The sequence below is a fragment of the Ferrimicrobium sp. genome (genome assembly GCA_022690815.1).
GTDB lineage: Bacteria > Actinomycetota > Acidimicrobiia > Acidimicrobiales > Acidimicrobiaceae > Ferrimicrobium.
The window spans coordinates 22262-44031 of the sequence record JALCZJ010000015.1 but is presented as its reverse complement, the minus strand read 5'-3'; the positions used below and the strand labels follow the sequence as shown (position 1 = coordinate 44031).

General features: G+C 58.6%; 21 protein-coding genes and 1 tRNA gene. 3 read left to right on the top strand and 19 right to left on the bottom strand.

The window, feature by feature from the left end:
* Positions 1-9: 9 nt before the first annotated feature.
* The 16 genes from lysS to MP439_06220 all read right to left on the bottom strand — a co-directional run bounded on the left by lysS (position 10) and on the right by MP439_06220 (position 15431).
* Complete coding sequence (gene lysS, locus MP439_06295; GenBank protein MCI2975668.1) at positions 10-1464, bottom strand: lysine--tRNA ligase; 1455 nt, start codon at positions 1462-1464, stop codon at positions 10-12.
* 32 nt (positions 1465-1496) lie between these two features.
* A complete protein-coding gene (locus tag MP439_06290; GenBank protein ID MCI2975667.1) occupies positions 1497-2312 on the bottom strand; it encodes a type III pantothenate kinase in 816 nt (271 codons plus the stop codon).
* A 96-nt stretch (positions 2313-2408) separates the two neighbouring features.
* Entirely contained in the window at positions 2409-2888 is a 480-nt protein-coding gene (folK, locus tag MP439_06285; GenBank protein MCI2975666.1) for a 2-amino-4-hydroxy-6-hydroxymethyldihydropteridine diphosphokinase, read from the bottom strand.
* Positions 2885-3238, bottom strand: coding sequence for a dihydroneopterin aldolase (locus MP439_06280; protein MCI2975665.1), 354 nt, complete (start codon positions 3236-3238; stop codon positions 2885-2887). The genes folK and MP439_06280 overlap by 4 nt, the downstream gene beginning before the upstream one ends.
* A gap of 23 nt (positions 3239-3261) precedes the next feature.
* Positions 3262-4086, bottom strand: coding sequence for a dihydropteroate synthase (folP, locus tag MP439_06275; GenBank protein ID MCI2975664.1), 825 nt, complete (start codon positions 4084-4086; stop codon positions 3262-3264).
* Positions 4083-4640 (bottom strand): GTP cyclohydrolase I, encoded by a 558-nt coding sequence (locus MP439_06270; protein MCI2975663.1) that lies wholly within the window; start codon positions 4638-4640, stop codon positions 4083-4085. The genes folP and MP439_06270 overlap by 4 nt, the downstream gene beginning before the upstream one ends.
* Positions 4637-5185: a hypoxanthine phosphoribosyltransferase gene (gene hpt, locus MP439_06265; protein MCI2975662.1), complete on the bottom strand. Its 549-nt coding sequence runs from the start codon at positions 5183-5185 to the stop codon at positions 4637-4639. Before hpt ends, MP439_06270 begins: the two co-directional genes overlap by 4 nt.
* Positions 5186-5408: 223 nt before the next feature.
* Positions 5409-6344, bottom strand: coding sequence for a tRNA lysidine(34) synthetase TilS (gene tilS / locus MP439_06260; protein MCI2975661.1), 936 nt, complete (start codon positions 6342-6344; stop codon positions 5409-5411).
* Between the two features lie 41 nt (positions 6345-6385).
* Positions 6386-7411 carry a zinc-dependent metalloprotease gene (locus tag MP439_06255; protein MCI2975660.1) on the bottom strand — a complete coding sequence of 342 codons (1026 nt, stop codon included), beginning with the start codon at positions 7409-7411 and terminating at the stop codon, positions 6386-6388.
* A 250-nt stretch (positions 7412-7661) separates the two neighbouring features.
* On the bottom strand, positions 7662-7958 hold the full coding sequence (gene rsrA / locus MP439_06250) for a mycothiol system anti-sigma-R factor (GenBank protein MCI2975659.1): 297 nt from the start codon (positions 7956-7958) through the stop codon (positions 7662-7664).
* Positions 7959-7966: 8 nt separating this feature from the next.
* Positions 7967-8554 (bottom strand): sigma-70 family RNA polymerase sigma factor, encoded by a 588-nt coding sequence (locus tag MP439_06245; protein ID MCI2975658.1) that lies wholly within the window; start codon positions 8552-8554, stop codon positions 7967-7969.
* Between the two features lie 319 nt (positions 8555-8873).
* Positions 8874-8946, bottom strand: a tRNA-Thr gene (locus MP439_06240).
* Positions 8947-8972: 26 nt separating this feature from the next.
* Positions 8973-9851, bottom strand: a complete 879-nt coding sequence (locus MP439_06235) for a hypothetical protein (protein ID MCI2975657.1) — start codon at positions 9849-9851, stop codon at positions 8973-8975.
* Positions 9848-10450 carry a dTMP kinase gene (gene tmk / locus MP439_06230; GenBank protein ID MCI2975656.1) on the bottom strand — a complete coding sequence of 201 codons (603 nt, stop codon included), beginning with the start codon at positions 10448-10450 and terminating at the stop codon, positions 9848-9850. The genes MP439_06235 and tmk overlap by 4 nt, the downstream gene beginning before the upstream one ends.
* Positions 10443-13031 (bottom strand): type I DNA topoisomerase, encoded by a 2589-nt coding sequence (gene topA / locus MP439_06225; protein ID MCI2975655.1) that lies wholly within the window; start codon positions 13029-13031, stop codon positions 10443-10445. The genes tmk and topA overlap by 8 nt, the downstream gene beginning before the upstream one ends.
* 33 nt (positions 13032-13064) lie before the next feature.
* The gene (locus tag MP439_06220; protein MCI2975654.1) at positions 13065-15431 is read right to left on the bottom strand and encodes an amino acid permease; all 2367 of its coding nucleotides are present in this window, start codon (positions 15429-15431) and stop codon (positions 13065-13067) included.
* Between the two features lie 110 nt (positions 15432-15541).
* Here MP439_06220 and MP439_06215 point away from each other — a divergent pair, with 110 nt between their 5' ends.
* Genes MP439_06215 through MP439_06205 form a run of 3 tightly spaced genes read left to right on the top strand, consistent with a single transcriptional unit; the run spans position 15542 to position 17708 of the window.
* Positions 15542-16201: a TrkA family potassium uptake protein gene (locus MP439_06215; protein ID MCI2975653.1), complete on the top strand. Its 660-nt coding sequence runs from the start codon at positions 15542-15544 to the stop codon at positions 16199-16201.
* A gap of 2 nt (positions 16202-16203) precedes the next feature.
* Positions 16204-16887, top strand: coding sequence for a TrkA family potassium uptake protein (locus MP439_06210; protein MCI2975652.1), 684 nt, complete (start codon positions 16204-16206; stop codon positions 16885-16887).
* An 8-nt stretch (positions 16888-16895) separates the two neighbouring features.
* The gene (locus tag MP439_06205; protein ID MCI2975651.1) at positions 16896-17708 is read left to right on the top strand and encodes an HAD-IB family hydrolase; all 813 of its coding nucleotides are present in this window, start codon (positions 16896-16898) and stop codon (positions 17706-17708) included.
* Positions 17709-18524: 816 nt separating this feature from the next.
* On the opposite strand, the gene MP439_06200 is transcribed toward MP439_06205, so the two are convergent.
* The 3 genes from MP439_06200 to MP439_06190 all read right to left on the bottom strand — a co-directional run bounded on the left by MP439_06200 (position 18525) and on the right by MP439_06190 (position 21765).
* Positions 18525-19457, bottom strand: coding sequence for a sigma-70 family RNA polymerase sigma factor (locus MP439_06200; protein ID MCI2975650.1), 933 nt, complete (start codon positions 19455-19457; stop codon positions 18525-18527).
* A gap of 118 nt (positions 19458-19575) precedes the next feature.
* Positions 19576-20001: a hypothetical protein gene (locus MP439_06195; GenBank protein MCI2975649.1), complete on the bottom strand. Its 426-nt coding sequence runs from the start codon at positions 19999-20001 to the stop codon at positions 19576-19578.
* Between the two features lie 6 nt (positions 20002-20007).
* Complete coding sequence (locus tag MP439_06190; GenBank protein MCI2975648.1) at positions 20008-21765, bottom strand: NAD+ synthase; 1758 nt, start codon at positions 21763-21765, stop codon at positions 20008-20010.
* Positions 21766-21770 lie beyond the last annotated feature (5 nt).

Genomic DNA, 21770 nt, shown 5'->3' with positions numbered 1-21770 from the left:
CTCGATCGGTCAGGATTCGGTGGCTGGGGCCTCTGGTCGAAGTGCTGGGAAGGCGATCACCTCTTTGATGTGCGGAGCATCGGTCAAAAGGATAACCAATCGATCGACACCGATTCCTAGTCCACCCGTGGGAGGCATGCCGTGTTCAAGCGCTCGCAAAAAGTCCTCATCAAGGAGCATCGCTTCGTCATCGCCGTGCAGTCGCGCCTCAGCTTGCTGGATGAATCGCCGACGCTGTTCATCTGGGTCGTTCAACTCAGAGTACGCGGTTCCCATCTCCCGACCCATGATCACAAGATCAAACTGCTCAACTCGCCCACGCTTGGCCGGATCGCGATGATCACGCGCTAGGGGCGAGACCTCTTTCGGGAAGTCCAAGACAAAGGTAGGCTCAACAATCGCTCCCTCGACCAGCTCCTCGTAGAGCGAGAAGATGATCCGACCAGGGCCATCTGTCGTCTCCACCTTGACTCCATGGTCGGCTCCAAGTCGAGCGAGCTCCTCACGCGAATCATCAAGACTCACACGACGTCCGACCGCCTCCGAGACCAACTCCTCCATCGCCGCCCTTCGGAACGGCGGGTGCAGGTTGATCATCTGACCCTGACACGAGACGTCGAGTTTGCCAACGGCGGCCATTGCCGCATGAGAGATCAGCATCTCCGTAAGCTCGATCATCCCATAGACGTCCGTGTAGGCCTGATAAACCTCCAGCATCGTAAATTCGGGGTTGTGCCTCGGCGAAAGACCCTCATTGCGAAAATCTCGCCCCAGCTCAAAAACCCGTTCGAAACCTCCAACGACGAGACGCTTCAGGTAGAGTTCGGGCGCGATACGCAGATAGAGATCAGTGTCTAGCGCGTTGTGATGAGTGACAAAGGGTCTTGCCACCGCGCCGGAGGCGATCGGCTGCAAAATTGGCGTCTCGACCTCCATGAACCCGCGTTCACCAAGATCGTGGCGGAGCTGGGTGATGATGCGAGATCGCGTGGCAAGACGCTTCCGAACCTCCGGGTTTGCCCACAGGTCAACATACCGCTGCCGGTAGCGAATGTCAGGATCACTCACTCCCCGCCACTTGTCGCCAAAGTTTCGGCGGGCGCGCGCCAAAAGTTGCCATGAGGCCACCTCCACCGAAAGTTCACCGCTACGCGAGGTGATGATCTCGCCAGTGACCGCGATCCAGTCTCCCAAGACACGCTCATGCACAAAACGCTCGAAGTCCGTGGTTGCCTCCCGTCGCAGCAGGAGTTGGATCCTACCGGTTGAGTCGACAAGATCGCCAAAGGCAAGCTTGCCTTGACGACGAAAACGCATCAGACGTCCGGCGATCGTGACGACACGGTCTGTCCTTGTGTCGGCCCCTAGGTCGCCAAACGAAGCCCGCAGTGGTCCGATTGGCTCCACGCCAAGCACCACGTAGGGTATCTCCTCATCTAACGATGCGTCTGTCTCATGCTCCATGACGTCGATCTCCCCTGTCGATTGTTTTGCATTTACGTCGCCAGATGACGATTGCGCTCGAAGGTCAGTCTAAGTCCATGAAGGGTCAGCCATGGCTCGACCCTGCTGATGACAGGGATAAACGGTGCGAGCAACTCAGCGAGCCCGCCGGTCCCGATCACCGTCGCCGGGCCAATGATCTCCTCCGTGTCAGCCACGATCTGAGCGACCTGTCCCTTTACGCCATAGAGCACGCCTGCCTGGATCGATTCGACGGTGGTCTTGCCGACCACCGAGCGAGGAGCCACGAGCTCTACTTTGCGTAGGGCAGCCGCTCTCGAGACCAGTGCATCCAGGGCCACGACGACTCCGGGGCAGATGGCGCCCCCGAGATAGTCCCCATCGACCGAGATAACGTCGAAGGTGGTTGCCGTCCCGAGATCCACGACGATCGTTGGGCCACCATAAAGGTCATAGGCGCCAACCGCGTCGGCAAGTCGATCCGGACCGACTTCGTTGGGGTTGTCGTAAAGAATGCGTAGCCCAAGGTCAAGACCACGACCGAGGACCAGTGGCGTTCGCTCCAACCACCGCTTCGAGAGATCAATCATTGCCTGGGTCGCACTCGGGGCCGACGACGAGATGATAACGCCTGTCACATCTTCGGTAAGCGAAAGCCCGCGTGCGTCGACAAACTGGCGCAACAAGAGGTAGATCTCATCGACCGTGCGATCCAACCTGGTCGCAAGACGAAGGTGCTCACGAAGCCCATCCTCGGCCTTTCGACCAGGCGTTGGGGCCACCAGATCATAGAAACCAAAGACGGTATCAGTGTTACCGATGTCAACCGTTAAAAGCAATTCGCTCACTATCTCCTCCAGTGCCTATGGCCATTCGTTCCTGTGCTTTCGCTTACCCGGCATCGAGCCGCTCAGCTTCGACACCCCCGGCACAACCACCACCGTTCACGGGACCCAGGTGCTGCTCTCGACATCGAAGTTCGCAACATTCATCACCTCAGCACGACTGCTTCCATCCCACCCAAGGATGGTGGCATACTCGGAGCTAACCTCTGCGAGTGGAACTAACACGAAGGCGCGTTCATGCGCCCTTGGATGGGGAACCGTGAGGGATGGACTCTCGATCGTAAGGCCATCGATGGCCACAATGTCGATGTCGAGCGTGCGCGGGCCAAAACGCACCAGCCGCTCTCGGCCAAAATCGGCCTCAATCTGATGAATGAGCGTCAACAACGCAAACGGAGATCGATCCCAGGCAATGGTGATCACGGCATTCAGGTAGTCCGGCTGCCCAGCCGGTCCACCGACCGGGGCCGTTCGATACAGTGACGAAGCCGCTAATGGTTGCCCTAGGCGAGCGATCGCCCCCTCCATCTGGCGCTGCGGATCACGAAGATTCGCACCAAGTCCAAGAAAGACCCTCACGACCCGGCAGCCACCCCTCCGTGCAAAACAGGTGTACGCATTGTCACCTTGACACCATCGGTCTCGAGTTGGAGCGGTGGCCGACACTTGGTAATCGTCACCTGGATCAAGCTCACCCGCGAGCAATCGGCCTTTTGCACAATACCCAGGGTGATACGCTCAGCGATCGTCTCCAGCAGCTTTGGTGCAGGGTCCAGCGCCTCCGGGATGACCCTATCGAGCACCGAATAGTCGAAGGTCTGGTTCAGGTCATCGCCGAGACCCCTCCCGATGACGACCTCGAGACGCAGCCCGATTTCGATCGGCTGTGGCCAGGCTCGCTCCGCCTCAGTCAGGCCCACACGCGTCATGATGGAGACTCTTGGAACTTCTATTACGTCACACATATAGCCCTCGTTGCAGATTCAATGGCCTCGACGAGCCGAAGGTACTCGACGATAGGCGCAACATCGTGAACACGCACTACCGATGCACCATTCGCAATCGCCCAGATATTCGCCGCGAGGCTTTGTTCCTCGCGATCACTTGGGTCGCCAATAAGACCGAGCCTGGTAAGCCCTGCCAAAAACGACTTCCTGGACACGCCAATCAAGATCGGAGCACCGAGTTCCCTAAAACGAGCAAGGTTGCCAAGCAAGGCAAGATTGTGCTCCACTGTCTTGCCAAACCCAATTCCCGGATCGAGATAGATCCCACTGACCCCAAGCCTGTCGGCTTTAACCCGACAATTGTCAAGGAATCGCAACACCTCCTCAACAACGTTCACATATCGCGGTTCAGTTTGCATCGTTTGCGGGTCACCCTGTGCATGCATCGCCACCCAACCGGCTCCGTGATCGGCAGCCACCGTGACGAGTGAAGCGCTAACGTCATTGATGATGGTCGCCCCCGCACGTAACGCCTGGCGCGCGACATCGGCTTTGCGGGTGTCAATGGACACGGTACCGCGTTCGGCCAACGCCTCCACAACCGGAAGCACCCTGCGCAGTTCCTCATCTTCGGGAACCGTGCGGGCTCCGGGCCGCGTCGACTCGCCTCCAACATCGACCAGGCTCGCTCCTTGTGCAAAGAGCTCATAGCCGTGGGCGATGGCTGCCTGGGTATCAAGATACCGACCCCCGTCGGAGAACGAGTCTGGAGTGACATTGACTATGCCCATCACCGTCACACCAGATCCTACGTCATAAGGCGACGTCATCGACCATCCTTGTGGATGTTGTGCGAGGTTCTGGTGAACGCAACCTGAGCGACCTCAACGTTGGTCGTGACCGTCGTCCCGGGCTTGGCAACACCTCGCATCGACATGCACAAATGCTCGGCCTCGATCATGACGCTGACCTCGTGTGAGCTGGTGGCGGCCGCGATCTCGTTGGCGATATCTCGCGTCATGCGCTCTTGAAGTTGCAACCTGTGCGCATGGCGCTCAACGATATGAACCAACGCCGAAATGCCCACCACGAATTGGGTGGGTCGATACGCAATGCTCACGGCACCAAAGAACGGGAGCAAATGATGCTCACAGAGAGAGTGAAAAGTGACATCGCTGAGCTTGACCATGCCGCTATCGGCGAGCTCGAACCGCGCCGTGGTTGATTCGGGCTCGCGCATCCCCCGCGTTGCATCCTCCAAAAAGGCAATCCAACGGTGTGGGGTGCGCTCGATAACGTCCGGGTCAAGCTTGGCGCCGTGATACTCCTCGAGATACCCGAGGACCTGTCGAACGGCTTCGACCGCCTCGTCATGGCTCGTCACGATAGCTTCTCGCGATATTTCACGATGTAGGCAAGATTGCGGTACTCCTCAGCGACGTCGAGCCCGTAACCGACGACAAACTCCTTCGGAATAGAAAAACCAACGTAATCTGGGGCCACCAGCTCACGCTGCTCGCCCTCCTTGAGCAAGAGCGTACACACCCGCAGCGACCGCGGGTTTCTGGATCGCAAGTTGTGAAGTAGATATCGAAGCGTCAGGCCGCTCTCGATGATGTCCTCGACGAGAATGACATCACGATCGACGAGGTCGATATCGAGATCCTTAATGATTCTGACCACCCCAGAGGTCTTCGTCGCATCCCCATAGGAGGAGACCGCCATGAAATCAACACTCACGGGGAGGTCGATTGCCCGAGCGAGATCGGTCATAAAGACAAATGCCCCCTTGAGAACACCGATCAACAAAGGAGCGCGCCCTTGATAGTCCTGCGTGATCTGTTCACCAAGTTCACCGACGCGCGCTGCGATTCTCTCAGCGCTGACCACCACCTCGCCGAGGTGTCTATCCTCATCCCGCCAGCCCATCGCCTCCGCCTTCCTCAACAACCCACTAGCCGTTTCTATCCTAGGAGAGGAGCAATCGTGCTCTCACCGGTTGGACTGAGCCCACCAACACTTCAACAAGCTCAATCAAGCGTGAGTGCAGCCGACAATGGGCGTCGCCAACGATGAGTACAAGACGTTGAGACCAAATCGAGAACCGTCGCAGCGGTCAACGATTACCGCCTCGTGTGAGTGCCGGTGGCGTTCAGGTAAGATCGAGGCCCAAGAGCGTTACGCCCTCGGCGCTCACGAAGACCAGCCTGCCTCGTTCTCTTCGAACCATGATCGCCCCTACGATCTGATGACCACGGCAAGCACCGATCGCCACCTGTCGCACTCGTTCAAGTTGTGCGCTCGTGAGCCGCAGTCCAAGACCAGCGACGATTTGGGCGTTGAGCCGGTGGCGAGCAAGGACGGGTGGCATACCCGAGGGGTCGTTCGGATGCTGCCCCAGAACCTCATCGAGCGCTTGGGCATAGTCCCGCGACTGCCCTGCAGTTCGGGCAAGGATCGGGACAACGTCACGTTGGACGATAGCGTTGGCGAGAGGTATCAGCTCCGCACGCACTCGATTGCGAACGAAACGCAAATCCTGATTGCTCGGGTCATCGAGCACCCACACGCCAGCCACCTCACAGATTGCCCGCATCTCACTACGCCGCAGTCCAAGAATCGGGTGGCGAGGTCCTGGCTGCATTGCTCCAAGCCCGATCAACCCAGCACCACGCAAAAGATTGGCAAGCACTGTCTCGGCCTGATCATCCATGGTGTGTGCAGTGGCCGCTCCCTGGAGCCGGGCCAGTCTCGCCTGTCGAGCACGGTCTTCAAGGTTGCCCCCGTCATCGACAAGGATGCGATACTCGGTAAGTCCGATTCCGAATGAGGCTAAGGCATCGGCGATCATGGCACCCTCATGGCACGAGTCGGGACGAAGTCCATGGTCGACGTGGACTCCATGTACTCGTTGACCATTGGCCCAGGCGAGGATGACAAGACCCATCGAGTCTGGCCCGCCGGAGACGCCGACACGCACAGGACCCGACCCCCACTGATCGAGGTGTGAACGAGACACGAGGTCACGCAACGCGATGCCCCGCTCGTGAAGTTGGCGTTCGATCCGATCGCGACGGCTCTCAAGCATGCCTCTTAGCTTTCTTCTCGAATTCGCGGGTGCGCCGACGACTACGACGGGCGCCCAGCCGGTGCGCCGTCAAGGCTCATACGCCGCAACCAACGCGTTGGCTCCCGAAGCTCCTCAGCCGTTGGTAACGCTGAGGGCGCGGAAAAGACGCGCCGAGGTGCCTCGACGTCAACATCGGCGATCGCCTCGAAGAAACGCAATCCAAGCGAGTACTGGCTCCGCTTCGAGGCCAGCCCCGAAAGTTCAGCTACGAGCTTTGCAACTCCACTCGCATTTCGTCGTGCATCAATCGCACCCTCGAATGCCTCGCGATGCGGAACAATCGTGGTCGGGACTTGCCGCATGACCCATTCGGCGTGGCCTTCTGCCACCGTCATGATGGTGGTAGCATCTTGGGCAACCGAGCGTAATCGCTCAGGGAGTAGCAGTGTCGCGACATCGACTGGCTGGCCAGAGCCCAAGCCACGCAAGCGAGCGAAGAGATCGCCAAGCAGATCGACTGGGGAGATCGTTGAGGCACGAAAGAGCTGGTTCATCAGCCCAAGCAACCGCTCGCGAAACCAAGGCACACCATAGAACTGGCCACGATGGGTCAGCTCGTGGACCAGCACCCAAAGCGCAACCTCGTCAGGATCGAGGCTCGCGTTACGCGCAAAACGATCGACGTTGTCATCGACCATCCAGACCGCCGGTGCCCCTGTCACAAAGGCCGGATCGTACTGCCCGAGCACCTTACCTGAGAAGTTGCCAAGCAAAATCCCAAGTGCCACCCCGTTGAGCTCAGCCATTCCAATCGAGTTCGCACGATCACGTGGAGTCAACTCCTGGATCAAGGCGGCGTACGAGTCGATGTTGCGTTCGGCCCAACCCTGTCGGTCGACTCCCTCGATCACCAATGAAGAAGGATCAAGTGCGAACCCGGTGATGCGTTCAACGACATCTGCGGCAACCAGCGCGGCCCCACGGTAATCGCGCAGCCCCGCGGTGCGAGACTGATAGGTCGAACCTCGTTGGGCAAAGACCTTGGCGGTTGTCACGGCAAATTGGCGGGCGATTACGGCAGCCATGCGTTACCTCCTCACCGCAGCTTAGGCTATTTTCTTGCGACCCCGCGTCCGTGGAACTACAAGAGGTTCATGCAAGTAGCAGTACTTTCCTTTGTTGTAGATCGACAGTGCGGTACCGCATCCCGGTTCTTGGCACACTCGACCTTTGGCAAAGGTTCGGGCTGGGCGCCCAGTTCCAGCTGGATCTGGAACGTTTACGATTTCATCCCCTCCGTGTGGCATGCAACTTACAACTATTCAAAGATTAGAACTATTCCGAACTTTGATTCGGCGTAAGCCGTTCTTCTTCTTCGATCAGCATGGCGAGTTTGTGCATCAGGCTCTCTGGAACCTGTTCTTTCGCACGCGAGACGATGACTGCACGGAGTTCGGCCTCGAACTCGAAGGCCTCAAGGCACGAACCACAATGATCGAGATGTTCGCGGACCCGCTCACGCCGCTCATCAGTGAGCTCGCTGTCGAGAAACTCATAGAGCTGAGTGATAACCTTGCGGCACTCCTCAGACTCCGGTTCACCGTCTGTTGTTCTCAAAGCATCCATATTCATGATGATCCTTACGAAAAGTTACCCTCTTCGGGGCCACCACCGACGGCAGCCTTACGAAGCTCTAATTCCAGTAACGCTCGTTGCATGGCTCTTCTTCCCCGATGGAGCCGACTCATCACGGTACCTAATGGCACATCCATGATCTCAGCGATCTCTTTGTATGAGAAGCCTTCGATGTCGGAGAGGACAACGGCCAACCGAAACTGTTCGGGCAGGGAGTCGATCGCCGCCTTAACATCGGTATCGGTGATCCGATCGAGGACCTCTTCCTCAGCGCTGCGGCCAGCCGCAACAGCCTCAAGTCCGCCAAGGCGCCGATAAAGGTAGAGATCCTCCACGTCCTCAAGATTACTCTCGTCTGGACGCCGCTTCTTGGCACGGTAGATGTTGATATAGGTATTGGTCAAAATCCTGTAGAGCCACGCCTTGAGGTTGGTTCCCGCCTGGAAGGATTCGTACGCTCGGTACGCCTTCAAGAAGGTCTCCTGTACCAGGTCTTCGGCATCGGCAGGATTATGGGTCATCCGTAGCGCTGCCGAATACAGATTCTCGGTGTATTGCATGGCGTCCGACGAGAAATTCTTTTTATCTGCCACTCACGATCCCATCATTGTACGAATGCCCGGTCATTCGGTTCCAGGTCTTCCATTCGGTTCCAGGTCTTCCATTCGGTTCCAGGTCATCCATTTGGTTCCAGGCCTTGCGTGCGTTCCTCGTCGATTCGTCAACCACGATACGGACCCAACCCGTATGGGTACATACCTACATGGACCCAACACGCCCCCCTCCGAACTGCTCACCCTCGGCCGAATCTCGGTTATCTTGCTCGAACACGCAGCGCGAACGCTGGCTTCCAACGCTTGGCTCCAAAACTGTGCTCCAATACAGTCAAGGATAAACCCGACTGGTTCTCAGAGCCCGAGAGGGGATTCGAACCCCTGACCTGCTCATTACGAGTGAGCTGCTCTACCGGCTGAGCTACCCGGGCCAGACAACAGTCTTCGAGTAGCTTAGCTATCCGTGACGCAGAATCAGCTCAGCGAGCACGAGCTGGATGGGGAGATGCCGGGCAAGAGACATCGACGCACGCGTTGATCGAGCGAACCAATCGGCATTTTCTGGATGAGAAGCGATCAAAATCTCCAGCCCACACTGGACAAGTTCCTCAGCCTCGGCGGTGGTAGCCAAATCCTCCGGTGTAAGACGACGGACCAACTCCATGGACCAGCGAGCGTCGTCGCGTACCAGATCCGGCAAATTCTCAAAGCCAGCCAGATACCGCTCGGCATCGGGCACACGAGCAAAGAGATCGACCCGGTCAAGTCGCCGCCGCGTCCAGCGGATCAATCGCTCAGTGGTGGCGACCTTGGCCTCTTGAAAACGGAGTGCAATCTCATCGGCGGTTGGCGCCTCGAGTTCAATCCCAAAGCAACGGGATGCGACCGGAGCGAGATCTGCGCTGATCAACGCGGCCGACAAGAGCCACCTCGTGGCGGTCGGTGGCTCCTCAAGAGCCTTGAGAATCACAGGGAAGGTGAGGCGCAATGTATCGATATCGGGGATCACAACGACCCGATGAGGCGCCTGCGTTGGCGCTAGACTCGCAAAACGCACGAGACGCCGCAGCTCCTCGATGGGCACCGCCTTGGCGCGGTCCCCTTGCGCCCACAGCACGTCTGGGTGTTCACCGTCTACAACGGCCACGCATGATGCACAGGTTCCACAGCCGCCACAATCCGAGACTAACGCCTGCGTCATGACGCCAAGAAACTCATCGGCACCACAACCGCGAGGGCCCTTGAGAAGATAGCTCGATGAGTTGGCTCCCAACGCTTGACGAATCCGCTCTACACTCAATGGCCGAAACGTCTCCAACTCGACAAACGTCCTCACGAGCAGATTCCCTTGCCACGCAGCAGCCCGAGGAGCCGCTCGGTGACCTCTCGCTCAGACCCCTCCCCGGACACGACGGTCCAACCGAAGCGCTGTGCAAACGATCGATAGCGGGCACGGCGTCGATGCCATTCGTCAACCCCAAGCTCCTCGAAACGATCCGTTGCATCGAGGGCCCCTAACGGCTTGTCACGGTCAAGCAGGATAGTCAAGTTTGGAACACGAAAAACGGGCAACTGGGCAAGCCGAACCACAGGTTCATCTCCGATTAACGCCCCTTGGTACACCAGCGTCGAGGGTGTATAGCGATCGAGCAGAACCAGCTGACCAGCTCCAAGTGCCGGCTCGATCACCGCAGCAAGGTGCCGAGTCCGCCCGGCCAAAAAGAGAAACAATTCGGTCCAGGGATCGACTCGGGTCCCGATGATCAGCGAGCGTAGTGCTTCCCCGACGTCGTCTCCTCCTGGTTCTCGCGATAGGCAGATCGACAGCCCCCGATCACCGAGCTCATCGGCAAGGCGCAGTACTTGAGTCGACTTGCCTACCCGGTCGGGGCCCTCAATGACCACCAGCAACCCAGCGGGCTCCTGGCTAGCCACGATCGTTGTTGAGCTTAGCCCTGCGTTCATTGAGAAGATCCAGTGCCTGTTCGATCGTTACCTCCGTGGGCTCAACCCCACGAGGGAGCGAAGCGTTCACCTTGCCGTCGGTGACATAAGGGCCAAAGCGTCCCGAGCGCAGCACGACCTTCGCATCACTCTCAGGATCGACCCCGAGTTCGACAGAGCTCGCCCTGCGTGCGCCACGACGTTTTGGCTCCTTGAACTTGTCAAGCGTCTCCTCGAGGGTGATCGTGAAGATCTCCTCGGGTTTGTCCAAGGATCGCGTTTCACGACCCCGAGTGAGATAGGGGCCAAAGCGTCCATTTTGGGCGAAGATCTCTTGTCCGGTCTCTGGATCTAGTCCTACCAGGCGTGGCAGCGACAACAACGCCGTTGCCTCCTCCAAGGTGACCGACTCAACCGTCATCGATGGGAAGAGGGAGGCTCGCTTGAGCTCCTTGCTATCACCCTCCCCAAGTTGTACATAGCCACCGTAACGTCCAAGTCGCGCAAAAACCGGCGTTCCATCGATGTCACCCAGTGGACGCTCCTTCACCTCGGAAGCCGATAGCAAGGCCAGCGCACCCTCGACAGTCAGCTCATCGGGCGTCAAGCTGTCAGGCAGACTGGCGGTACGGTCGTCGAGCTGAACGTAGGGCCCGTAACGACCCACGCGAACAACAACCTCGCGGCCATCATCGGTCGCTCCGATCGAGACGGTGTTCACCATGCGGGCATCGATCTCTTCGAGCTGGGTGAGCACCTCCTCCTTAAGGCCGTCGTCGGCATCGCCAAAGTAAAACTTCCGTAAGTACGGGATCGCTTCACGTTCGCCAGAGGCGATCTCGTCCAAATCGTCCTCCAGTTGGGCCGTAAAGTCGTAGTTCACCAGGTGTGCAAAGTAACGCTCCATCAACTGCACGACAGCGAAGGCGACAAAGGATGGGACGAGCGCCTGACCCTTCTTCCAGGCATAACCCCGATCAAGCAGTGTCGAAATGATGCTTGCGTACGTAGAGGGGCGCCCGATGCCACGCTCCTCAAGTGCTTTAACGAGCGTGGCCTCGGTATATCGCGCCGGTGGATTGGTCACGTGATCGACGACATCGATCCCCCGTTCGAGAAGCTCTTGGCCGGCGGTCACCTGCGGTAGCTCCTGGGTATCGTCGTTATCGTCGAGGTTCTCTTGATAGATCCGAAAAAAGCCCGGAGCGGTAATGACCCGACCTGACGAGGCGAACGTCGTTCGATCACCGACCGCGAACTGGGCTTGACCAAGCTTGACGGTGCCGGTGAGGCCGGCCTCAATCGTCACCGACACAACGACGCCAACAGCGTCGTTCATCTGGGATGCGAGCGTTCGTCGCCAGATGAGTTCGTAAAGCCTTTGCTCATCACCGCTGAGCTGTCCATCCAAATCCTCAGGCGCCTTCCACTGGTCACCAGCGGGGCGGATCGCCTCATGGGCCTCTTGGGCATTCTTGATCTTGGAGCGAAAGACCCTCGGATTCGCGGGCAACTCATTGGCACCGAAACGCGCGGTGATGATTCTCCGCGACTCCGTGAGTGCCTCGGACGAAAGAACGACGGAGTCGGTTCGCATGTAGGTGATAAATCCACGCTCGTAGAGTCTTTGTGCAACACTCATCGTCCTTGACGACGAGAACCGCAATCGACGCCCCGCCTCTTGCTGCAGCGTCGAGGTCATGAACGGTGCACTCGGTGATCGTCGGTATGGCTTCTCATCGACACGAGCTACCGAAAACGTGGCTCCTTCAAGAGCGGCAACCAACAACGTCGCCTCACCATGACCGAGGGCCAGCACCCCTTGTTCGCTGGCCGCGGGCGCGAGACCGCCGGTCGGCAGGAAATCGCGACCCTGTGCAACGCGCTGGGCACCCACATGGGTCAACTTGGCCCGAAATTCACGCTCATCGTCGTTTGGGGCCAGCGTCGCCTCCAAATCGGCATAGCTGGAGGAACGAAACTGCATGCGCTCACGTTCGCGTTCGACCAGTAGTCGCGCTGCTGGCGACTGCACCCGACCCGCTGAGAGCCTCGGCATCACCTTTTTCCAGAGCACCGGAGAGACCTCATAGCCATAGAGGCGATCAAGGATGCGTCGCGCCTCTTGGGCGTTGACCAGATCCTGGTCGAGTTCACGGGGCGAAGCCAACGCCTGTGCGATGGCGCTATCGGTGATCTCATGGAATACCATCCGATGGATCGGGATCGACGGCTTTAGGACCTCCAGAAGATGCCAAGCGATGGATTCACCTTCTCGGTCTTCATCAGTGGCGAGGTAAAGTTCGTTGGCATCTTTCAACAATGCCTTCAGCTTCTTGACTTGATCTTTTTTCTCGTTCGGAATGATGTATAGTGGTGCAAAGCCGTTCTCAACGTTTACTCCAAGACGCGACCATGGCTCAGATTTGACTGAGGCGGGAATATCCTTTGCCGACCGTGGAAGATCACGAATATGCCCAACCGAGGACTCCACGACGTAGTCATCGCCCAAGAAGCGAGCGATCGTACGTGCCTTGGTGGGGGACTCAACAATGACTAGCGGTTTTGGCATTCACCACGCTCTCTCTTGTGCAAGCGACGACCTTCATCTCGCGTTCAAAGGCAAAAACTCGTATAGGGGATTGATCATAGCGAGGTGACCATCCACCTCCACCACGGTTCCTTCGGCACTCAGGTTCATGCCTGAGCTCAGCCCAGGAACGGCACTCCGACCCGGAAACACCAACATGAGACCGCCAGTTGCATCCTCAAGGCGGGCTGCAATCGAGGGTGTCCCACGGTAAGAGCTCAGCCGGATTGCCGAAACTCGACCAAGGACCCGTGTGCGTTGACGGAGCTTGAGACCGGTAATTGGGGTCACTCCGTCGGCTGTGTCGAGCGCCGAGACCGTTGGGTCAAGCGGTGCCTCATCGGTACGAGCCGCGCTCCGCTCAGCCCGAGCCGACATCGCTGGGGTCCGCTCGCGGCGAGGCTTCACCCGGTGGGGAATCAGAATCGGCGTCGCGTGCGGGAGCTGGGCGATGACCTCCGCCAAGTTCCCCGAGGTCTGGTCGTGCAACAGCGAGCCCGAAAAGCGCGGATAGATTCGATGTGGGATCAGCACCGAGACCTGGGACTCACCATCACTGAGGGCGTCCATGACGACCTGCCCAGTTGCTCGTCGCAGGCGACGATCTTGACAGTCAAGCAACTCAAGCGGCGTACGTCCCAACCCTCCGGCCTCCCACTCTTGGGCAAGCGCTTGGGCATGTTTGTCATCGAGCACAAAATGCAGGGCCGTGACCGAGTCAGCACCAAGGATTCTCGAGTAGTTTAGGGCATTCACCGTGGCAACATCGACCTCGTCAACCAAGATCAGTACCTTATGCTTGCGAGGCAGCACCTCGTGCTCAGCCGCCTCAAGCCCATCGTTGAGCGCCTTGACCTCGGAATCGTGCGAGTACTTGAAGCGTGTGAAGATGAGTACCAGCACCGGAACGATGATGACAATCGTCCAAGCGCCTGCGGTGAACTTTGTGACGATAAAGGTGATATCCACCGCCCCAGAGAGCACTGCTGCCGCACCGTTGATGAGGGCTCTGCGTCGCCAACTCTTCTCCCGCGTCATGAAATGATGCTTGACCATACCGGCGCCGGCGATGGTGAACCCAGTGAACACCCCGATGGCATAGAGCGAGATCAGCGTGTAGACGTTGGAGTTGGTGGCGACCAGGAGAATGACCGCAACGATCGCCAGCGCGACGATCGCGCTCGAGTACACCAGTCGATGACCTCTGGCCGTAAAACTCTTGGGCAAAAAACCATCCGATGCGGCAAAAGAAGCCAAGAACGGCAGCCCGGCAAAGCTGGTGTTGGCGGCCAAGGTGAGAATGCCCATCGTAAAGATGTCCAAGGCCACGTACAGAATTCGACCGACAAGCGAGTCGCCAAAAACCGCCTTAGCAATCTGGGAGAGAACGGTCGGGTCACCCGAGAGATACGGGGTCGCATGCGTCACGGCAGCGAGTCCCGAGACACCCATCAGCAGAATCGCAAGAATGACACTCATCACAACCAGCGTGATCCTGGCGTTGCGAGGTTGCGGATCGCGAAAGACGGATACACCGTTCGAGATCGCCTCGGTGCCGGTCAAGGCCGTTCCACCGCTCGCGAAGGCCTTCAAGAAGATGAAGACCGACGCACCAAGTAGCAGCCCAGCTCCGGCGGTACCCGCCGGATAGACGCCAGCACCAAAGTGGGTATAAACAGGGATGTGGCCAAAGATCCCGCGGACGAGTCCGACGCCGATCATCAAGAACATCGAGCCGATGAACAGATAGGTCGGGACCGCAAAGGTCTTACCCGCTTCACGGATACCTCGGAGATTGCCATAGGCGATTGCGATCACGAACACCACGGTGATCACAGTGACATAGGGAGTCAACACCGGCACGGCCGATGCAAGCGCGTCGGCCCCAGCGGAGATCGAGACCGCAACGGTGAGGATGTAGTCGACAAACAAAGAGGCAGCGGCGACGCGCGCCAGGCCGGTGCCAAAGGTGTCGCGTGCAACCACGTAGGCCCCACCGGCCTTAGGGTAGGCCTTGATGACCTCGAGGTATGAGGCCGTCACAAAGATCAAGACGACCAGCACCAAAAGCGAGACCGGCACCACCAACTTGAACGCGGCGAGCCCGACCGCTGGGACCAAGACCCCGAGCATGGCCTCGGTGGCATAAGCCGAGGATGACATCACGTCAGAGGAGAGAATGGCAAGGGCAGTGGGCTTGCCAATCCGTTGTTCGTCAAGATCCTCTGTCACCAATGGCGGACCAAGAAGACGGTTTTTGATCCGATAGCTCAGCTTCTCCGGAACGTTGAAGGACTCGAGTCTGGGCAGCACCCGAGGAGAGCGCACCTCGAAACCACGTTGGAATCGACCATGCGCCGATCCGGAATTTTCATCGGGCATCGTATCTCTCCTCAACTCGCCTACGAACGACGATAGTACAGCCTATGCTAAAGATCACCGGCGGGACAGAGCTGCAGTAATCTGGTCCACTGCAACGTCATGGAGGCAAGGTGACATCCGATCGAATTTTGGTCGTTGGCTGTGGGCGAGTCGGAGCCGAACTCGCTACCCGCTTGGCGACCCAGGGGCTCCAGGTGACGATTCTCGATAGAAATGCCAGGGCCTTTCGACGCTTGGCGGAACACCCCAACATCACGAGGCTTGAGGGCATGGGGTTTGATCCGGAGATCCTCAAAGAAGCAAAGATCGAAGGGGCCTATGGACTCGCCGCCGTCACCTCGGGGGACAACACCAACATCTTGAGTGCCCGCATCGCCCGTGAGGTTTTTAACGTTCCGAACGTGGTTGCCCGCATCTACGACCCGCGCAGGGCCGTCGTCTACCAACGCCTTGGCATCGCCACCGTTGCCACGGTGACATGGACCACCGAGCAAGCGATCCGACGACTCTTTCCTGAGAAGACCCCAACCGACTGGACCGACGCCAGTGGTACCGTATCAGTTATGGAGGTCTCGCTCCCAAGCTCGCTGGCCGGCGTACAGCTGGCATCCTTGAACGTCGATAACGCAGTCAAATTCGCCGCGATCCTTCGTGGTACCTCAGCCAGGCTCATCGAACGCGAACTCATCGCGCAAGAGGGTGATCGAGCCATCGTCTTGGTGACGACGGCGGGGACGCAACGGCTCCAAGAAATTCTGAAAGGAAGCTAGTGATGAACGTAACAATCATTGGTGCTGGCAAGGTGGGGACGTTCCTCGCCAAAGACCTCTGTGACGCCGGGCATAGCGTGCTCGTGATCGAGCGTGACGAAGAACTTGTCGGTCACCTTTCCAAAGAGATCGGCTGCCGCTGGATGGTCGGGGATGGCTGTGAGCTAGCGACGCTGGCGACATGCGGGCTGACCGAGTGTGATGTCCTTGTCGCATCTACCGGCGATGACGAGGATAATCTGGTAACATCCCTCTTGGCTAAGCAGGAGTACGCGATCCCTCGCGTCATTGCCCGCGTCAATCACCCAAAGAATCACTGGCTGTTCACGCCCGCTTGGGGAGTCGACGTTGCCGTCTCTACCCCTCACCTCATATCGTCGCTGGTCGAAGAGGCCGTCTCGGTCGGGTCAATCGTCCGCCTCCTGCAGTTTTCACGCTCAGGAGCTCGTCTCGTGGAGGTCACCCTCGCACCCGGGTCTCCAGCCATCGATCGCACGATTGAAGACCTTGCGCTACCCCGCTCGGCCTCGGTCGTCGCCGTGGTGCGCGAGGGTGAGCTCGCCGTTCCTCGAGGTGACACCCTGCTACGCGAGGCCGACGAGGTGATCTGCCTCACCACCGACGAGACCGACGATGTCCTTCGTGGCGCACTCATCTCCCCAACCCTTGTTGTGGCCCAGGAGTAGGCGCAACGATGGAGGGCGTGTTCTTTGATCTCGACAAGACGGTTATCGCCCGTGCATCGATGCTCGCCCTCGGGACAAGATTCTTTCAAGAGGGCATGATCACACGTCGAACGGTCGCGCGCAGCCTTTATGCCCAGACCGTCTACAAATATTTGGGCGCCAACGAGCGAAGGCTCAAGCGACTCGAAAACGCAGTCCTGTCGCTAACCCAGGGTTGGGAGCAGTCGATGGTGCTCCGCGTCGTCACCGAAGCGCTCGGAGAGATTATCACCCCACTGATCTATCGGGAGGCCATGGATCTTATCGACATGCACCATCTTGCTGGCCGCAAGGTATTTCTCGTCTCGGCATCACCCGAAGAGGTCGTCGGACCGATGGCTTCATTTCTCGGGGTCGACGGCTTCATAGGATCGCGCTCTCGCGTCGACGAGGCTGGGAAATACACCGGAGAACTGGTGTTTTATGCCTACGGACCCTACAAAGTCGAGGCGATCGCAACGTTGGCAGAGGCCGAAGCCATCGACCTGGCCAGCTCGTATGCCTACTCCGACTCCTATACCGATATTCCCATGCTGGAGATGGTCGGACACCCCGTCGCAGTGAACCCCGATCGGGTACTCACCAAGGTTGCCAAGGATCGCGGGTGGGAGATTCTTGAGTTCAAAGAGACGACAAAGGTATCTCGTCCCTACCTCCTTCGCACGCTCCGCAACGCTGGCCTTCTCATGGCCCTGTTAGCCGGCGGCGCTATGCCGTTTGTCGGACGGTCCATCGTTCGACGGCGTCGAATTGGCCAATTGAACTCATCGGCCACTGGCTAAGCCTGGGTGCTGAGGGCGTGCCAGGATCCGGGAAACCGTTACTCGCAGGGTGGGGTGGATTTCGGGCGATCAGGCTGTACGAGAAGTCGTCTCGCGACGGGCGACGGCGTGTCTTCGATCTACCAGAACCCACCGCATCGAGCTGACGCTACGATGACGAGACAGCGCTCTTGGAGTCACCAAGCACCGAACCCAGGCCATGCTCCTCATGGGATGGGCGTTGCGCGCATGACGCCCAAGAGGGCTGAGCTGGCCCATGCTTGGTGACTCGAGGCACTCTTGCTGGGAATGGCGACTTCGAATGGTGATTTTTCACCGATGTCATGGCGAGTACTGATCGAGCCTTGGTACGCAAGCCGTTTCGGTTGGGTAACTGGGCCACAAGTGTTACCTCTTGTGGCCGAACCCGATCGAGGGCTGTTCATGCAACACGTAAGATGTGCGGCGACAGAGAATCGCTGGGTACAACACAACCCCTACTACGAGATGTCCTCACCCGACATGTGCAACTGGGGCTCTGTCGAGGGACTCGACTACCGTAACCAGACCAGGATGACCTTACCCAATATTGCTCGGCCCAGGAACTACCGTAGGCGAAAACCCTGCGTCGTCATGTTATTCCAACGAGCGACAAGGACGCTAGTCACCAGGCAAACCGTTCGTTCTCAGCCAATCAATCCCCTGGGGGAAAGAAGCTACGCGAGTGTCTCGCGAACCTTCTTCGCTGCTACCGCCACGAGCGCACCAACAATCGCGAGGAAAATGAGTTTCTTCATCCCTTCACTATAAACCTTGCTGCCCGAGAAAACGGTCAACTCAACCAGTGAGCAGGTCGCGGGCTCCGATGTCTGCCGATGGATGTCGAAGTTTTGACATCGCCCTGGACTCAATCTGGCGAATGCGTTCCCGGGTGAGATGGAAGTACTCGCCCACCTCCTCAAGGGTACGAGGCTCCCCACGATCGAGCCCGTAGCGAAGCTTGAGGATATCGCGTTCGCGTTGATCGAGTGGCGATAAGAGTCTCGCGATCTCGGTCGGGAGCATCGACTCGGCGACGGCTTCAAACGGCGATGATGCAGACCGGTCTTCAACCACATCACCAAGTTCAGCATCACCGTCATCGCGCAGCGGCTCCGAGAGCGACACGGGGTCACCACGGAACTTCAGTGACTCGATGAGCTTGTCATAGGGAAGGTCTACCTCTTTCGCAAGTTCGCCGACGGTGGGGCTACGACCGAGTTTAAGTTCAAGGCGCATCTGTGCACGCTGAACACGTGCCAGCGAGTCCCCTGCATGAACCGGCAACCGGATCGTTCGTCCGGTATTCGCGATCCCCCGATTGATGGCTTGACGGATCCACCAGGTCGCATACGTAGAAAATTTGAAGCCCTTGCGCCAGTCAAATTTCTCGACCGCATGGATCAAACCCATGTTGCCTTCCTGGATCAAATCGAGCAGAGGCAATCCAGAGGCTTGGTACCGCTTGGCAATGGAGACGACCAGCCGAAGATTGCCTTGGATAAAGGCCTGTTTCGCCGACTCTCCCCGCCGGATGACGATCAAGAGCTCTCTACGGCGTTCAGCGCTGACATTCTGCTGGTTGAGTTCCCGACGTGCTTCGTTGGCGTCCTCCATCTCACGACCGAGTCGGCTCTCGTCCTCCTTAGACAGCAACGAGTGGGTACCGATATCGCCAAGGTAGAGACGAATGAGATCCTCTTCGTCACGCTCCTGTCGTTCTCTGCTCATGGCTGGTACGTCTCCCCTCGCCCATTGCATCCTCGGGCACCACGCGCGCTTCGAACGACCATAGCTGGATTCGATAACACTCTAAAAACTCTATCGAACGCCTTCATGATTCAAGCCATTACTCCAAAACTGCCCATAAATTTGACTCCAATTTCCACCACAGCAGATCACCATGCAACTGCCTCGTGGTCAGCGCCAAATTGCGATTACCCCAACCGGTATCCGCGGCCAAGGCCGCAACTACCGTCAACAGCTCCTCGAATTGGTGCTTCGTGGCCAGGTGAGCGAAGTCATCGAGCGTGCCATGCGCATCGGGGGCCGTGCTCATGAGCTCGGGCTTGGGATGGGGACCGACCGCAAGGAGTTGGGCAGCTGCCACCCCAAGCCAGCGAGAGAACTCGGCAGCGACCAGGTGAGGACCGGAGGCGGGTGTCATGAGCTTTCTGGCCAAGGTGATGCAGGCCAGCGAGACCCGATCGATGGTTAACGCCGCGTCCGCCAGCCGAAGTGGCTGGTGGCACCCTCCCGCCCAGTCAGGCAACATGGACCATCACCAATCTCCCAGGCTGATCGGCATTCTTCGGTCCTTGCCGAAGGCCTTTGAGGAGAGACGGACCCCGAGTGGGCTTTGACGACGCTTGTATTCATTTCGGCGGACGAGTCCGTCGATGCGTTCGACCATTTCGCTCGCAAAACCCAGGGCGATGACCTGGGCGACGGACCGGTCCCGGTCGATGAGCTCATCGAGTACCGCGTCGAGTACCGCGTAGTCTGGCAACGAGTCGGTATCGAGCTGCTCGGGTCGCAGTTCAGCGCTTGGCGGTTTTGACAGGATCGCAACAGGGATGACGACTCGGTCACGGTTGAGACGTTCTGCAACCGCGTACACCTGGGTCTTATAAAGATCTTTAATCACTGCGAAGCCACCGGCGGTATCACCATAGAGTGTTGAATAACCCACGGCAAGCTCAGATTTGTTCCCGGTCGTGAGTACCAGGCGACCGCTGGCGTTCGAGAGTGCCATCATGATAACACCACGGATGCGGCTCTGCAGATTCTCATCAACCAGCCCTTCGACAGGGATTGCCGCTTGACAGATGCCCGCCAGCGCTGCATGCGCCGCTTCAATCGGGAGCGAGATGAGCTCGGATCCAAGGTTGCTGGCAAGCGCCTTCGCATCGGTCAACGATGCTGGCGATGAGTACCGCGAAGGGAGGGCTACCAATTGCACACGCCCTGGGCCCAGGGCCGCCACCGCTAGGGCTGCCACGAGTGCAGAGTCAATCCCACCCGACACCGCCACCAAGACCCCGGGCGCACGGTTCTTCGTCACATAGTCACGAGTGCCAAGCACGAGCGCAGCAATGACCTCATCTGGATCGAATCCGCGCACCGGTGCCGCGAGACCCCGAGGCGTCCCGGGTGCCAGCGATGCCTGGTCGGGTCCATTATGAGCGTCTCGCTCCTGATCTACGCTTCGTCGAGTGGTAATCGAGACTCGGGTGCACGGTTCGCTGGGGGCGCGAAACGCACCGCGCGGGTCTAGCAGACGCTTGCGATACCGATCCCCCTCCCCCACGAAATCGACAACCAAAAGCTCCTCGACAAATCGCTTCGCTCGGGTCGTGACGCAACCTGCGGCATCGACAAGAAATGACCCTCCATCGAACACCAACTCGTCTTGTCCTCCGACCAGATTGCAGTACAGGATCGCTACCGAGGCGTCGGTGGCGCGAACCTCCATGAGCTGTTCTCGCGCCGCTTGGCGGCCCATCTCGTAGGGAGAGGCGTTGGCGACGAGAACGATCTCGGCACCCATCGCCGACGCCTGCGCAATGGCGCCCTGAGGCGACCAGCCGTCCTCGCAGATCGCGAGCCCAACCCCAACACCGTTGACCTCAAGCAGCTGCTGTTGGGGCAGACCAGGGCGAAAGTATCGGCATTCGTCAAAGACCGTGTAGTTGGGCAAAATCTGCTTGTCATAACAAAACTGCACCTGGTGATCGAAGATTACCGCCACCGAGTTGTGCAGATCCTGCGCACGCCGAACAAAGCCGACTACCACCACAAGATCGTCGCCGACCATCGACGCAACCTCATCGAGCGCGCTCAAGTTCGCCTCGATGAACTGAGGCTGCAACAGCAAGTCCTCAGGCGGATAGCCCGTCAACGCCAACTCGGGGAACAATAGAACATCCACACCGAGATCGCGAGCCTTCGCAATCATGGAATAACAGCGCTCGACGTTCTGTTCGATTGCTCCGACGGCAACATTAACCTGTGCGCAGGCAAGCTTGAGAGGACTCACATAGT